We start from the raw sequence: 12,090 nt of genomic DNA, 5'->3' as shown, positions 1-12,090 counted from the left end.
GTCCGGCTACCGGGGAGTACCGTCAGCGAACCGGGGCTTCCTTGACTGGTCAAGCATGCGAGATATGCTTGACCAGTCAAGGAAATGAGGTTGCACGCATGGGAAACGACGATCTCGCCACGGCGGGTCCCGCTCCGGCCGCGACGGCGACCCTGTCGTCCCGGCCGCGGCTGGCCGTGCTCGGCGCCGGGCACACCGGGCCGGTGATCGCCCGGGTCGCGACGGCCGCCGGTTACCCGGTGACGATCGCGGCCTCCGGCGACCCGGTGAACATCGCGCTGATCGCCGACGTGCTTGCCCCCGGCGCCGAGGCCCGCTGGGCGGCCGACGCCGTCGCGGACGCCGAGATCGTCGTGCTGGCGATACCGCTGCACCGGCTCCCGAGCCTCGACCCCGCCCTGCTCGCCGACCGGCTCGTGGTCGACACGATGAACTACTGGCCGCCCGTCGACGGCGTCCAGGAGATGTTCGACGATCCCCGGTACGGCAGCAGCGAAATCGTCCAGCGTCGGCTCGCCCGCTCGACCGTCGTGAAGACGCTGAACCACATCGGCTACCACGAGCTGGAGGACGACCGCCGCCCGCCGGGCGCGCCGGACCGCCGCGCGCTGGGTGTGGCCGGTGACGACGGCGCCGCGCTGCGCATCGTGGCGGACCTGATCGAGCGCATCGGCTACGACGCCGTCCGGCTCGACGGTCTACGCGCCGGCCGCCTGCTCCAACCCGGCGGCCCGGTCTTCGGGGTGTCGCTGGGCAGGACCGAGTTCGCGCGGGCGCTGGCCGGCTAGCGGCTCCCGCTCCCACCACAGAGACAGAGGCTCATCGTGACTTCCTTTCCCCTCGTGCTCGGCCTGGACACGTTCGGCGACGTCACCCACGACGCCGACGACCGCCCGGTCTCCCACGCCCGGACCATCCGCGACATCGTCGAGCAGGGTGTCCTGGCCGACCAGGTGGGCGTGGACTTCTTCGGCATCGGTGAGCACCACACCGACGACTTCCCGCTCTCCGCCGCCGACGTGGTGCTCGGCGCGATCGCCGGCCGCACGACCCGGATCCGCCTCGGCTCGGCGGTCACGGTGCTCAGCTCCGACGACCCGGTGCGGGTCTTCCAGCGCTACTCCACCCTGAACGCGGTCTCCGACGGCCGGGCGGAGGTGATCCTCGGCCGCGGGTCGAGCATCGACTCGTTCCCCCTGTTCGGCTACGACCTGGCCGACTACGAGCAGCTCTTCGAGGAGAAGGCGCAGCTCTTCGCCGAGCTGCTCAAGGGCGGGCCGGTCACCTGGAAGGGCACCGTGCGCGCGCCGCTGCACGAGCAGGACGTCGTGCCGCACACCGAGTCCGGACCGTTCCCGGCCTGGATCGGCGTCGGCGGCAACCCGCAGTCGGTGATCCGCGCCGCCCGCTACGACTACTCGTTGATGCTCGCGATCATCGGCGGGTCGCCGGCCCGCTTCGCGCCCTTCTCCCGCCTCTTCCACCAGGCGCTCACGCAGCTCGGCAAGGATCCTCTGCCGATCGGCGTGCATTCGCCCGGGCATGTCGCCGCCACCGACGAGCAGGCCCGCGAGGAGTTCTTCCCCCGCTACCAGCAGGTCGTCCGCCGGGTCGCCCGGACCCGCGGATTCGCCGTGCCGACCCGGGAGTCTTTCCTGCGGGAGGTCGGGCCGCACGGGGCGCTCTACGTCGGGTCGCCCGAGACCGTCGCTCGGAAGATCGCCGCGAACCTCCCTGTGCTCGGCGCGAACCGCTTCGAGATGAAGTACGGCATGGGCGGCCTCTCGCACGGGGCCCTGATGACCGCCATCGAGCTCTACGGCACCCGGGTCATCCCGCGCGTCCGGGAACTGCTGAGCTGACCGGCTCCCGGTCCGGCCGTCCGCGCCGCGGGCGGCCGGATCGATCGGCGGCGGCCGGCCGTCGGGGGGCCGGGGAAGGGCTCAGTCGGCCGTTCCGACGCGCTGGAACGCGCGGGCCAACTGGACGAGGTCGATGCCCTCGAAGTGGTCGAGGAACCGCCGCCGCACGCTGGCCAGATGACTCGGCCACGATTCCTGGAGCCGGGCGAGACCGGCGTCGGTGAGGACGGCGTTCCAACCGCGCGCGTCCTCCGCGCACTTGGCCCGCTCGACCAGGCCCTGCGTCTCCAGCCGACCGATGGTGCGGGTCATCCCGCTCAGCGAAAGCTGGCACGACGCCGCGAGCTCGCTCATCCGCATCCGCCGGCCCGGCGCCTCGGAGAGGTGCATCAGCGCCGTGTACTCGGTGAGGGGCAGTTGGTGGTCACCCACCATGTCGGCGTCGATCGTGCGGGGCAGCACGTGCATGATCCGGCCCAGCGAGCGGACGAGCGCTTCCTCCTCGGCATTGAGGGGGCGCGGCGATTCCGGTGCGACGGCGGACATGTCCCCATCGTACTTGCTTGACCGAGCAATCACACGTCCGACGGTGACTGTCGCCACGCGACGCTTAGTTGCTTGACGAAGCAATGAATGGCTAGCGTGTCCTTGACCAGTCAAGGACTTTGGAAGGGTCTCCACGACATGACCAGGATCGGAATCATCCTCGGCAGCACCCGCCCGGGCCGTAACGGCGAGTCGGTCGCCCGCTGGGTGTTCGACGTCGCCAAGCAGCGCAGCGACGCGCAGTTCGAGCTGATCGACCTGCTCGACCACCAGCTGCCGCACCTGGACGAGGCGTACCCGCCGGCGATGGGTCAGTACACCCAGCCGCACACGCTGCGCTGGGCCAACACCATCGCGTCGTTCGACGGGTTCGTGATGGTCACCCCGGAGTACAACCACTCCACCTCGGGCGCCCTCAAGAACGCCATCGACTTCCTCTACGCGGAGTGGAACAACAAGGCCGTCGGTTTCGTCAGCTACGGCTCCGCCGGCGGCACCCGAGCCGTGGAGCACCTGCGGCTGATCGCCGGCGAGCTGCAGATGGCCGACGTCCGGTCCCAGGTGGCGCTGTCGCTCTTCACCGACTTCGAGAACTTCAGCGTCTTCAAGCCCAGCCAGTTCCAGCAGGACGCCCTCAACGCCACCCTCGACCAGGTCGTGGCCTGGAGCACCGCGCTCGCCCCGCTGCGTGACCGCTGAACATCTTCCCGACCCGAAACCGAGGACGGCCGCGGAACCTCCGCGGCCGTCGTCGTACCGTCGGGGCGGTGGCCCCGCTCAGGCCTGCTGGCGGGGCGTCTGAAATCCGGGGGCCGGCTGCGGGGACTCGCCGGTGACCTGGGTGATGATCTCCGCGGCCACGTCCCGCAGCTTGCGGTTGCGGTTCTGGGACGCCTGCCGGAGCAGGGCGAACGCCTCTGTGGCGGTGCACCGCTGCTGGCCCATGATCACCCCGAGGGCCTGGTCGATGACGCTGCGTGAGGCCATCGCGTCGGTGAGCTGCTGCTGGAGCAGCGCCTGGTCGGTCTGCCGGAGAATGACGGTCAGCGCCACCGACGCCTGTTCGGTGAACGCCAGGGCGTGCCGGTGTGCCGTTTCGGTGAAGGCGCGCGGCTGGGTGGCGTAGAGGTTCAACGCGCCGACCGTCTCGCGGTCGACAGTCACCGGCAGCGACAGCGAACTGCGGATGCCGAGCCGGAGCGCGTGTTCGCGGTAGCCGCGCCAGCGCTGGTCGTCGCGCAGGTCGAACACCTCGACGACCTGGCCCTGCCGCAGCGCCGCGAGGCAGGGGCCCTCGTCGGTCCCGTACTGGATCTCGTCGCCCTGCGCCGCGAGGTCGCCGCTGCTCGCGACCGTCATGGCGCCGCCGTCGCGGCGCACGGTCAGCCCGCACGCCACCGCGGGGGCGACGACCTCCGCCGCCACCCGGACGATCCGGTCCAGGAACACGTCGACGTGCGGTGAGTCGGCGAGCAGCGCCAACAGTCGGCCGTAGGCCGAGGCCAGAGACGGGTCAGCAGCACCGGCTACCACCGCTACCTCCTGTAATCCATGTGCCTGTTCGGTCGCACCAGAGGCGACGTCACTGCTCCGGCCCGCCCCCGAGGGAGCGTGACCGGTGCCTTTTCTGTCGAGGAGCCCACGTTTCCGCGATCGGCGGGGTGCCAATCGGACGGAACGGGGCTACTGTCGGGGTGGGTTCGGACATGAGCCCAGGACCAGTGCCGCGCGGCCGATGGTGGGCGCGCGCATCAACCCGGTCTGACGTCCTCACCGGAGGAGCAGCTCATGTCCGTCGACCACGCGCAGCATTCCGAGGCCCGGGAGACCGCCCGCCCGCCAACCCTGTCCCTGGCGCTCGCCCGGGAGGGCCCGGCGGTGGTGGTGCTGGTCGGGGGCCCGCTCGACCTGGCGACCGTCGGCCGGCTCGTCGCCCTCGTGGACCGGCTGATGGGTGGCGGACCGGCCCCGGTTCTGGTGCTCGACCTGAGCGGGGTCACCTTCTTCTGCGCCGCCGGCGTCAACGCGCTGCTGACGGTTCGCCGGCGAGTCGCCTCGGCGGGCTGCACCCTGGTGGTGCGCGAGCCCTCCCGGATCACCGTCAAGGTCCTCGACATCGTCGGCCTCAAGGACGAATTCACCACCGAGTGACCTGCCTTTCCCTCCACGTCCGTCCGCGGAGGGCGGCGATCACATCGGACCGCTGCCCGCCGGCGTGCGGCTGATACCCGAGGTGGATCAGCCCGAAACGGCCCCGTGACCGCAGCCACGGGGCCGCCCACGCCGGCCGTCGGGCCGGGGGCCGCGGGCTCAGCCCGTGGGGAGGCGCCCGTCGACGGCCCGGCCCATCCGGGTGACGGCCTCGGTGAGGATCGCGGGCGAGGTGGCGAAGTTGAGGCGTACGAATCCGGTGCCGCCGGTGCCGAAGACGTGCCCCGAGCTGAGGGCGACCCGCGCCTGGTCGAGGAACCACTTCGCCGGCCCGGCGAGGTCGCTGGCCACCCCGGGCCCGCCGGCGGGCTGCTCGGTGGGGATGCCCAAGCGGGTGCAGTCCAGCCAGGCGAGGTAGGTGCCCTCGGGCCGGCTGTGGGTGACGGCCGGCAGGTGCTTCGCCAGCAGGGTCTCCAGCAGGGTGCGGTTGGCGTCGAGGCCGTCGAGGAGGAGGTCCAGCCACGGCCCGCCGGCACGGAACGCGGCGGTGTGCGCGAGGACGCCCAGGTGGCTCGGCCCGTGGCTGACCTCTTCGGGCATGCGGCGCAGGTCGGCGGCGGCCTCCGGCCCGGCGACCGCGAGCGCCGCCTTGAGGCCGGCGAGGTTCCACGCCTTGGAGGCGGAGGTGAGGGCGAACGCGTCCTCGGCGCCGGACACCGTGAGGTACGGGGTGAAACGCGCCCCGGGCAGCACCAGCGGGGCGTGGATCTCGTCGGAGACCACCCGCACCCCGTGCCGGCGGGCCAGCTCGGCGACCGCCTCCAGCTCGTCGCGGCGGTGGACCACGCCGGTCGGGTTGTGCGGGTTGCACAGCAGGAACGCCGGCCGGCTGCCGCAGGCCCGGGCCCGGCGGAACGCCTCGTCGAGAGCGGCGGGGTCCATCCGCAGGTCGGGTCCCAGCGGGGCCTCGATCACCCGCCGACCGGCGTGGTCGACGAACGCGTAGAAGGGCGGGTAGACGGGGGAGCAGACGACCACGGCGTCACCGGGAGCGGTCACCAGCCGGAGCACCTCGACGACGCCCATCATCACGTCGGGAACGACGCTGGTGCGCTCGACCCGGAAGTCGTGCCAGTCCCAGCGGCCGGCGGCGAACTCGCCGAGCGCCTCGGCGTACGCCGTGCCGTGCGAGTAGCCGGTGTCACCGAGGTCGACCGCGCGGCGCAGCACGTCGGCCACCGGCGCGGCCAGGGGCACGTCCTGCTCCGCGACCCAGAGGGGAAGCACGTCCGGCGGGTGCATCCGCCACTTCACGCTGCTGCGCTGCCGGAGGTCGTCCAGCGTGAGCACGGTGAGCGGATTCCGGGCCGCGGAGCCGTCGGCCGAGGGGGCGGGGCCAGCCATGCCCACCACCCTAGGCCGTGCCCCTCCCGCTGTCGTTCCCCCTCCGGGCGGCGGCCTGGCGGCGCAGCTCGTGGCGGGCCAGGGCGTTGCGGTGCACCTCGTCCGGTCCGTCGGCGAAGCGCAGCGTGCGGATGCCGGCGTACGCCCTCGCCAACGGGAAGTCCTGGGACAGCCCCGCGGCGCCGTGCACCTGGATCGCCTTGTCCAGGATCCACTGGACGGTCGCCGGGGTGGCGATCTTGATGGCCTGGATCTCGGTGTGCGCGCCCTTGTTGCCGACGGTGTCCATGAGCCAGGCCGTCTTGAGCACCAGCAGGCGCAGCTGTTCGATCCGCACCCGCGACTCGGCGATCCACTCCCGGATCACGCCCTGCTCGGCCAGCGGCCGGCCGAACGCGACCCGCTGCTCGGCGCGGGCGCACATCAGCTCGACGGCCCGCTCGGCCAGGCCGATGGAGCGCATGCAGTGGTGGATGCGGCCGGGGCCGAGCCGGGCCTGGGCGATCGCGAACCCGTCGCCCTCGGCGCCGATCAGGTTCTCGACCGGCACCCGTACGTCGTGGAACGCCAGCTCGGCGTGCCCGCCGTGGTCGTGGTCGTCGTACCCGAACACCTCCATGCCCCGCGTGATCTCCAGGCCCGGGGTGTCCCGCGGGACCAGCACCATGGACTGCTGGCGGTGCCGCTCGGCGTGCGGATCGGTCTTGCCCATCACGATGAGGATCCGCGCGTTCGGGTTCATGGCGCCGGTGATCCACCACTTCCGGCCGTTGATCACGTAGTGGTCGCCGTCCCGCTCGATCCGGGTGGCGATGTTCGTGGCGTCCGACGAGGCCACGTCGGGCTCCGTCATGGCGAACGAGGACCGGATCTCGCCGTCCAGCAACGGTTCCAGCCACTGCCTGCGCTGCTGGCCGGTGCCGAACATCGCCAGCACCTCCATGTTGCCGGTGTCCGGCGCGGCGCAGTTCACCGCGGCCGGCGCGAGGTGGCTCCGCCCGGTGATCTCGGCGAGCGGGGCGTACTGCAGGTTGGTCAGGCCGGCACCGTGCTCACCCGGCAGGAAGAGGTTCCACAGCCCCCGCTTGCGCGCCGCGGTGCGCAACTCCGCGAGGACCGGCGCCGAGTCCCAGGCCCAGCGGTCGTCGAGCTGCCCGAGCTGCTCGTGGAAGACCTGCTCGGCCGGGTGGACCTGGGTGTCCATGAAGTCCAGAAGGTTGTCGCGCAGCCCCTCGGTCCGCGGGTCCAGGGCGAAGTCCATCAGTGCTCCTTCAGGTAGGTCAGGCCGGCGTCGAGCAGCAGTTCGGTGACCTCGCCGACCTGCTCGAAGCCGGCGCCGACGGTCTGGCCGCGCAGGTGGCGGACGTGGATGCCCTCGAGGATCACGGCCAGCTTGAAGGCCGCCAGGCCGAGATGGAAACCGAGCGGCGGGAGGGCGCGCCCGCGGGCGGTCGCGTACCGGTCGAGGATCTCGTCCTCGGTCAGGAAGCCGGGCGCGGACGACGCCTCGGCCACCGCGGTGCCCACGAGCCGGCCCAGGCGCTGGTAGAGCACCAGCAGCGCCAGGTCGGTGAGCGGGTCGCCGAGGGTGGCCATCTCCCAGTCGATGACCGCGGCGAGGCGGTCGCCGTCGTCGACGAGGACGTTGTCGAGGCGGTAGTCGCCGTGCACGATGCCCGGCGTCGAATCGGCCGGCACGTCGGCCGCGAGGCGGGCGTACAGCTCGTCGGCGGCCGGCAGGTCCCGGCAGTACGACGCGTCGAGCTGCCTGCGCCACCGCCGCACCTGCCGGGCCAGGAACCCCTCGGGCCGGCCGAAGTCGGCGAGCCCCACGGCCGCCGGGTCGACCGCGTGCAGGGTGGCCAGGGTGTCGACAAGCCTCGTCGAGATCACCCGGGTGCGTTCCGGGCCGAGCCGTTCGAGTTCGGCCGCGTGCCGGTACGCCGTGCCGGCGACCCGCTCCATGACGTAGAACGGCGCGCCGAGCACGCCGGTGTCCGCGCAGAGCGCGTAGGTCGCCGGGACCGGCACGTCGGTGGCGTGCAGCGCCGACATGACGCGGTACTCCCGGGCCATGTCGTGCGCGGTCGACAGCACGTGCCCCAGCGGCGGCCGCCGCACGATCCAGGTCGTCCGCCCGTCACCGACCTCGTAGGTGAGGTTGGACTTCCCGCCGGCGATCAGCCGGGCGCTCGACACCCCCGCCGCCCCGGGCACCGAGGCGGCGAACCAGCCGGCCAGCCGGGCCAGATCGAGGCCCGGCGGGTCCGGGAGCGTCGGGGCGGTCACGGGACCAGGACGCTGACGGTCTCGACGACGCAAGCCGGCTTACCGCCGCCCGCCAGCTCGACGGTCACCTTCGCGGTCAGCTGGTAGCCGCCACCGCCGGGCGCCAGCGACAGCAGCTCCACGCCGGCCCGCACCTCGGAGTCGACCGGGACCGGAGCGGGGAAGCGGAGCCTGTTGGCGCCGTAGTTCACTCCCATGGTCAGCCCCTCGACCCGGTAGACCTGCCAGACCAGCATGGGCACCAGCGACAGCGTCAGGTACCCGTGTGCGATGGTCCCGCCGAACGGGCTGCGGGCGGCCCGCACCGGGTCGACGTGGATCCACTGGTGGTCGCCTGTCGCCTCGGCGAAGGCGTCGATCTGCCGCTGCGTGATCCGGTGCCAGCCGGAGTGCCCGAGGTGGGTGCCGACCGCCTGCTCCAGCTCCTCGATGCCCTGGAAGACCCTCATCGTCCCGCCCCTCCCACTCAGGCCTTCGGCCCGCCGGCGACGTACAGCACCTGGCCGTTGACGAAGCCGGCGCCCTCGCTGACGAAGAAGGACACGGCGTGCGCGATGTCCTCCGGCGTGCCGGTGCGGGCGACCGGGATCTGCGCCGCGGCGGCCCGCTTGAACTCCTCGAACGGCACGCCGAGCCGGGCCGCGGTGGCGGCGGTCATCTCGGTCTCGATGAAGCCCGGGGCGATCGCGTTCGCCGTGACCCCGAACTTCCCGAGTTCCAGGGCGAGGGTCTTGGTGAAGCCCTGGAGCCCCGCCTTCGCGGCCGCGTAGTTGGCCTGGCCGCGGTTGCCCAGCGCGGACGTGCTGGACAGGTTGACGATCCGCCCCCAGCCGGCGCCGGTCATGTAGCCCTGCACGGCGCGGGTCATCAGGAACGAGCCCCGCAGGTGCACGTTCACGACCGCGTCCCAGTCGTCGGCGGTCATCTTGAACAGCAGGTTGTCCCGGGTGATGCCGGCGTTGTTGACCAGGACGGTGGGCTCGCCCAGCTCACCGGCGATCCGGTCCACGGCCGCCCGTACGGCCTGCTCGTCGGCGACGTCGGCGCCGACGGCCAGGGCCCGGCCGCCCGCGGCCTCGATCTCGCCGACGACCGGCTGGGCCGCCGCCTCGTCCAGGTCGACGACGGCGACGGCGAAGCCGTCGCGGGCCAGCCGCCTCGCGACGCCGGCCCCGATGCCACGGGCCGCTCCGGTGACGACGGCGGTGCGGGTGCTGGTCATGGGACGTCAACTCCTCGGTGGGTGGGGACGGGGTGGGTCGGGACGTACGCCACCCGGCCGACGGTGGCTCCGTCGGCGAGCCGCTGCACCCCGGCGGCCACCTCGTCGAGCGGGAGGCGCTCGCTGACCAGGGGCCGTACGGCGCCCCGGTCGGCCAGCGCGGTGAGGGCGCGATGGCACTCGGCGACGGCGGCCGGGTCGTGGCGCTGGTAGAGGCCCCAGTGGAGGCCGACGATCGAGTAGTTCTTCACGAGGGCGTGGTTGAGCGCGGCGGACTGGATCCGGCCACCGGCGAAGCCGACCACGAGGATCCGGCCCTCGAAGGCCACGCATTTGGTCGAACGCTGGTAGGTGTCCCCGCCGACCGGGTCGTAGACGACGTCGGCGCCCCGCCCACCGGTCTCGGCGCGGACCACCTCGACGAAGTCCTCGTCCCGGCGGTCCACCACCACGTCGGCGCCGAGCGCGTGGGCCACCGCCGCCTTCTCCGGACCGCCCACGACGCCGATCACCCGGGCGCCGGCCGCCTTGCCGAGCTGGACGGCCGCGCTGCCGACGCCGCCGGCCGCCGCGTGCACCAGCAGCGTCTCGCCGGCACGCAGCGCGGCGCGCCGGTGCAGGCCGAACCAGCCGGTCTGGTAGCCGATGTAGAGGGCGGAGGCCTCGGCGTCGTCGAGCGCCGCGGGCGCGGGGAACGTGGTCGCGGCCTCCAGCAGCGCGAACTCCCCGAACCCGCCGTGCGGCAGCGCCGCGCCGCCGAGCACCCGGTCGCCGGCGGCGAACCCGGCCACCCCCGCGCCGAGCGCGACGACCTCGCCGCACAGCTCGACCCCCGGCGTGAACGGCAGCTCCGGCCGGACCTGGTACTCGCCGCGGCACATGAGGACGTCGGGGAAGTTGGCCGGCGACGCCAGCACCCGGACCACGAGCTGTCCGGGGCCCGGCTCCGGGTCGGGCACGTCGACGAGCCGCAGCACGTCGCGGGGCTCGCCCAGCTCGGTCACCCGCCATGCCTTCACCGGAACGCCCCCTGGTCCTCGAGCTGTCGCTGGATCCTGTTCATGCCGCCCAGCCAGCGGTCCGGGTCGGTGGCGCGGTGCGCGTAGTAGTCGGCCACCCGGGGATGCGGCAGGACCAGGAACCGGTCGTCGTGCAGGGCCTGCCACGTCGCCTCGGCCACGTCCTCCGGGGTGAGCGCCCCGTCGCGGCTGAGCAGGTCCCGCAGCGGCCCGGAGTCGTCGAGCATCCGGGTCCGCACGCCCTGCGGGCAGACGGCCTGCACCACGATCCCGCGATGCCGGTACGTCGCCGACAGCCACTCGGCGAACGCCACGCAGGCGTGCTTGCTGACCGCGTACGCCGGATTTCCGAGTGTGGTGAGCAGCCCGGCCGCGGACGCGGTCACCACGAAGCGGCCCGCGCCGCGCTCGACCCACGTGGGGACCAGCAGTCGCGCGGCCCGTACGTGGGCCATGACGTTCACCTCGTGGCTGGCGGCCCACTCGGCCTCGCCGGCGTCCAGCCCGCGCCCCCGGTCGATCCCGGCGTTGCCGAACCAGACGTCGATGTCACCGAGGTGGCCGCGGGCCGTCTCGACGAGCGCGGCGACGCCCTGTTCGGTGGCGGCGTCGCCGGGGGCGGCCCGGCCGCCGATCTCCTCGGCCACCGCCCGGGCCGCGTCGCCGTCGAGGTCGTTGACCACGACCCGCGCTCCCTCGGCGGCGAGCCGGGTGGCCAGCCCGCGGCCGATACCGTGCCCGGCGCCGGTGACCACGACGCCCCTGTCCCGTACCGGCATCAGACACCTCCGCTCAGGGTGAGACCGCCGTCGACGACGAGCAGTTGACCGGTGATCCAGGCGGCGTCCTCGGAGAGCAGGAACGCGACGACGCTGCCGACGTCCGTGGGGACGCCGAGCCGCTTGAGCGGGTACGCGGCCGCGACCTGCTCCTCGCGGCCCTCGTAGAGGGCGGTGGCGAACGCCGTCTTCACCACGGCCGGGGCGACGGCGTTCACCCGGATGTCCGGGCCCAGCTCGACGGCGAGCTGCTGGGTGAGGTGGGTGAGCATCGCCTTGCTGGCGCCGTAGAAGCCGATGCCGGCCGCCGGCCGGACGCCGGCCACCGAGGAGACGTTGACCACAGCGCCCCCGTGCCCGGCCATCCAGGCCCGGTGGACCTGCTGCACCCAGGACAGCGCGGCGAGGCAGTTCACCTCGAAGACCTTGCGGGCCGCGGCCAGGTCCAGGTCGACCAACGGGCCGTACGCCGGGTTGATGCCGGTGTTGTTGATGAGGAAGTCCGCGCTGCCGAAGGTGTCGACGGCCCGGGCCACCACCTCGGCCTGGTGGTCGGGGTCGTCGGCGTGCCCGGCGACACCGATCGCGTGCTCGGCGCCCAGCCGGGCGACCGCCTGGTCCAGCGCCTCCCGCTTGCGTGCCGTGACGACGACCTTGGCGCCGTCGGCGACCAGCCGCTCGGCGACGGCCAGGCCGATGCCGCGGCTGGCACCGGTGACGATCGCCGTGCGACCGGCGAATCTGCGCGACGCGGCCTCCGACACGGCCACCCCCTCCGAAGTTACTAAGCGCTTGCTTAGAATGTGTCTGAGGGAGTG

At 73.0% G+C, this 12,090-nt stretch carries 14 protein-coding genes; 4 read left to right on the top strand and 10 right to left on the bottom strand.

What is annotated here, in order from left to right; genetic code table 11:
- Window positions 1-98 precede the first annotated feature (98 nt).
- Window positions 99-788, top strand: coding sequence for an NADPH-dependent F420 reductase (locus NLX85_RS27230; RefSeq protein ID WP_254339835.1), 690 nt, complete (start codon window positions 99-101; stop codon window positions 786-788).
- 36 nt (window positions 789-824) lie between these two features.
- On the top strand, window positions 825-1,862 hold the full coding sequence (locus NLX85_RS27225) for an LLM class flavin-dependent oxidoreductase (protein WP_254339833.1): 1,038 nt from the start codon (window positions 825-827) through the stop codon (window positions 1,860-1,862).
- A gap of 81 nt (window positions 1,863-1,943) precedes the next feature.
- Here the strand turns inward: NLX85_RS27225 and NLX85_RS27220 are convergent, their stop codons facing one another.
- A complete protein-coding gene (locus NLX85_RS27220) occupies window positions 1,944-2,408 on the bottom strand; it encodes a MarR family winged helix-turn-helix transcriptional regulator (protein WP_254339832.1) in 465 nt (154 codons plus the stop codon).
- A gap of 138 nt (window positions 2,409-2,546) precedes the next feature.
- Between NLX85_RS27220 and NLX85_RS27215 the strand changes: the two genes are divergently transcribed.
- Entirely contained in the window at window positions 2,547-3,107 is a 561-nt protein-coding gene (locus tag NLX85_RS27215) for an NADPH-dependent FMN reductase (RefSeq protein WP_254339830.1), read from the top strand.
- A gap of 78 nt (window positions 3,108-3,185) precedes the next feature.
- Here NLX85_RS27215 and NLX85_RS27210 read toward each other — a convergent pair whose 3' ends face one another.
- The gene (locus tag NLX85_RS27210) at window positions 3,186-3,890 is read right to left on the bottom strand and encodes a GAF and ANTAR domain-containing protein (RefSeq protein ID WP_254339828.1); all 705 of its coding nucleotides are present in this window, start codon (window positions 3,888-3,890) and stop codon (window positions 3,186-3,188) included.
- A gap of 306 nt (window positions 3,891-4,196) precedes the next feature.
- On the opposite strand from NLX85_RS27210, the gene NLX85_RS27205 reads away from it, so the two are divergent.
- A complete protein-coding gene (locus NLX85_RS27205) occupies window positions 4,197-4,559 on the top strand; it encodes an STAS domain-containing protein (protein WP_254339825.1) in 363 nt (120 codons plus the stop codon).
- Between the two features lie 159 nt (window positions 4,560-4,718).
- On the opposite strand, the gene NLX85_RS27200 is transcribed toward NLX85_RS27205, so the two are convergent.
- From NLX85_RS27200 to NLX85_RS27165, 8 genes are read right to left on the bottom strand one after another with little or no spacing between them, the layout of a single operon-like run.
- A complete protein-coding gene (locus NLX85_RS27200) occupies window positions 4,719-5,963 on the bottom strand; it encodes a MalY/PatB family protein (protein WP_254339823.1) in 1,245 nt (414 codons plus the stop codon).
- Window positions 5,964-5,973: 10 nt separating this feature from the next.
- The gene (locus NLX85_RS27195; RefSeq protein WP_254339821.1) at window positions 5,974-7,224 is read right to left on the bottom strand and encodes an acyl-CoA dehydrogenase family protein; all 1,251 of its coding nucleotides are present in this window, start codon (window positions 7,222-7,224) and stop codon (window positions 5,974-5,976) included.
- Window positions 7,224-8,252, bottom strand: coding sequence for a phosphotransferase (locus NLX85_RS27190; RefSeq protein WP_254339819.1), 1,029 nt, complete (start codon window positions 8,250-8,252; stop codon window positions 7,224-7,226). The genes NLX85_RS27195 and NLX85_RS27190 overlap by 1 nt, the downstream gene beginning before the upstream one ends.
- On the bottom strand, window positions 8,249-8,701 hold the full coding sequence (locus NLX85_RS27185; RefSeq protein ID WP_254339818.1) for a MaoC family dehydratase: 453 nt from the start codon (window positions 8,699-8,701) through the stop codon (window positions 8,249-8,251). The genes NLX85_RS27190 and NLX85_RS27185 overlap by 4 nt, the downstream gene beginning before the upstream one ends.
- 17 nt (window positions 8,702-8,718) lie before the next feature.
- Entirely contained in the window at window positions 8,719-9,474 is a 756-nt protein-coding gene (gene fabG, locus NLX85_RS27180) for a 3-oxoacyl-ACP reductase FabG (protein WP_254339816.1), read from the bottom strand.
- Window positions 9,471-10,478: a zinc-binding dehydrogenase gene (locus NLX85_RS27175; protein WP_254339815.1), complete on the bottom strand. Its 1,008-nt coding sequence runs from the start codon at window positions 10,476-10,478 to the stop codon at window positions 9,471-9,473. The genes fabG and NLX85_RS27175 overlap by 4 nt, the downstream gene beginning before the upstream one ends.
- Before the next feature lie 11 nt (window positions 10,479-10,489).
- Entirely contained in the window at window positions 10,490-11,272 is a 783-nt protein-coding gene (locus tag NLX85_RS27170; protein ID WP_254339813.1) for an SDR family oxidoreductase, read from the bottom strand.
- Window positions 11,272-12,042: an SDR family oxidoreductase gene (locus NLX85_RS27165; RefSeq protein ID WP_254339811.1), complete on the bottom strand. Its 771-nt coding sequence runs from the start codon at window positions 12,040-12,042 to the stop codon at window positions 11,272-11,274. Before NLX85_RS27165 ends, NLX85_RS27170 begins: the two co-directional genes overlap by 1 nt.
- Window positions 12,043-12,090: the final 48 nt, after the last annotated feature.

Origin of the sequence: Micromonospora sp. A3M-1-15 (assembly GCF_024213425.1) — a bacterium.
GTDB classification, from domain to species: domain Bacteria; phylum Actinomycetota; class Actinomycetes; order Mycobacteriales; family Micromonosporaceae; genus Micromonospora; species Micromonospora chersina.
Note: the sequence above shows the minus strand (reverse complement) of the source record. Positions and strands in the feature narration are given on the sequence as shown.

Coding starts and splice junctions, on each gene's coding strand:
- NLX85_RS27185 (WP_254339818.1), bottom strand. CDS start 8,701: ATGAGGGTCTTCCAGGGCATCGAGGAGCTGGAGCAGGCGGTCGGCACC.
- NLX85_RS27195 (WP_254339821.1), bottom strand. CDS start 7,224: ATGGACTTCGCCCTGGACCCGCGGACCGAGGGGCTGCGCGACAACCTT.
- NLX85_RS27170 (WP_254339813.1), bottom strand. CDS start 11,272: ATGCCGGTACGGGACAGGGGCGTCGTGGTCACCGGCGCCGGGCACGGT.
- NLX85_RS27205 (WP_254339825.1), top strand. CDS start 4,197: ATGTCCGTCGACCACGCGCAGCATTCCGAGGCCCGGGAGACCGCCCGC.
- NLX85_RS27230 (WP_254339835.1), top strand. CDS start 99: ATGGGAAACGACGATCTCGCCACGGCGGGTCCCGCTCCGGCCGCGACG.
- NLX85_RS27220 (WP_254339832.1), bottom strand. CDS start 2,408: ATGTCCGCCGTCGCACCGGAATCGCCGCGCCCCCTCAATGCCGAGGAG.
- NLX85_RS27215 (WP_254339830.1), top strand. CDS start 2,547: ATGACCAGGATCGGAATCATCCTCGGCAGCACCCGCCCGGGCCGTAAC.
- fabG (WP_254339816.1), bottom strand. CDS start 9,474: ATGACCAGCACCCGCACCGCCGTCGTCACCGGAGCGGCCCGTGGCATC.
- NLX85_RS27200 (WP_254339823.1), bottom strand. CDS start 5,963: ATGGCTGGCCCCGCCCCCTCGGCCGACGGCTCCGCGGCCCGGAATCCG.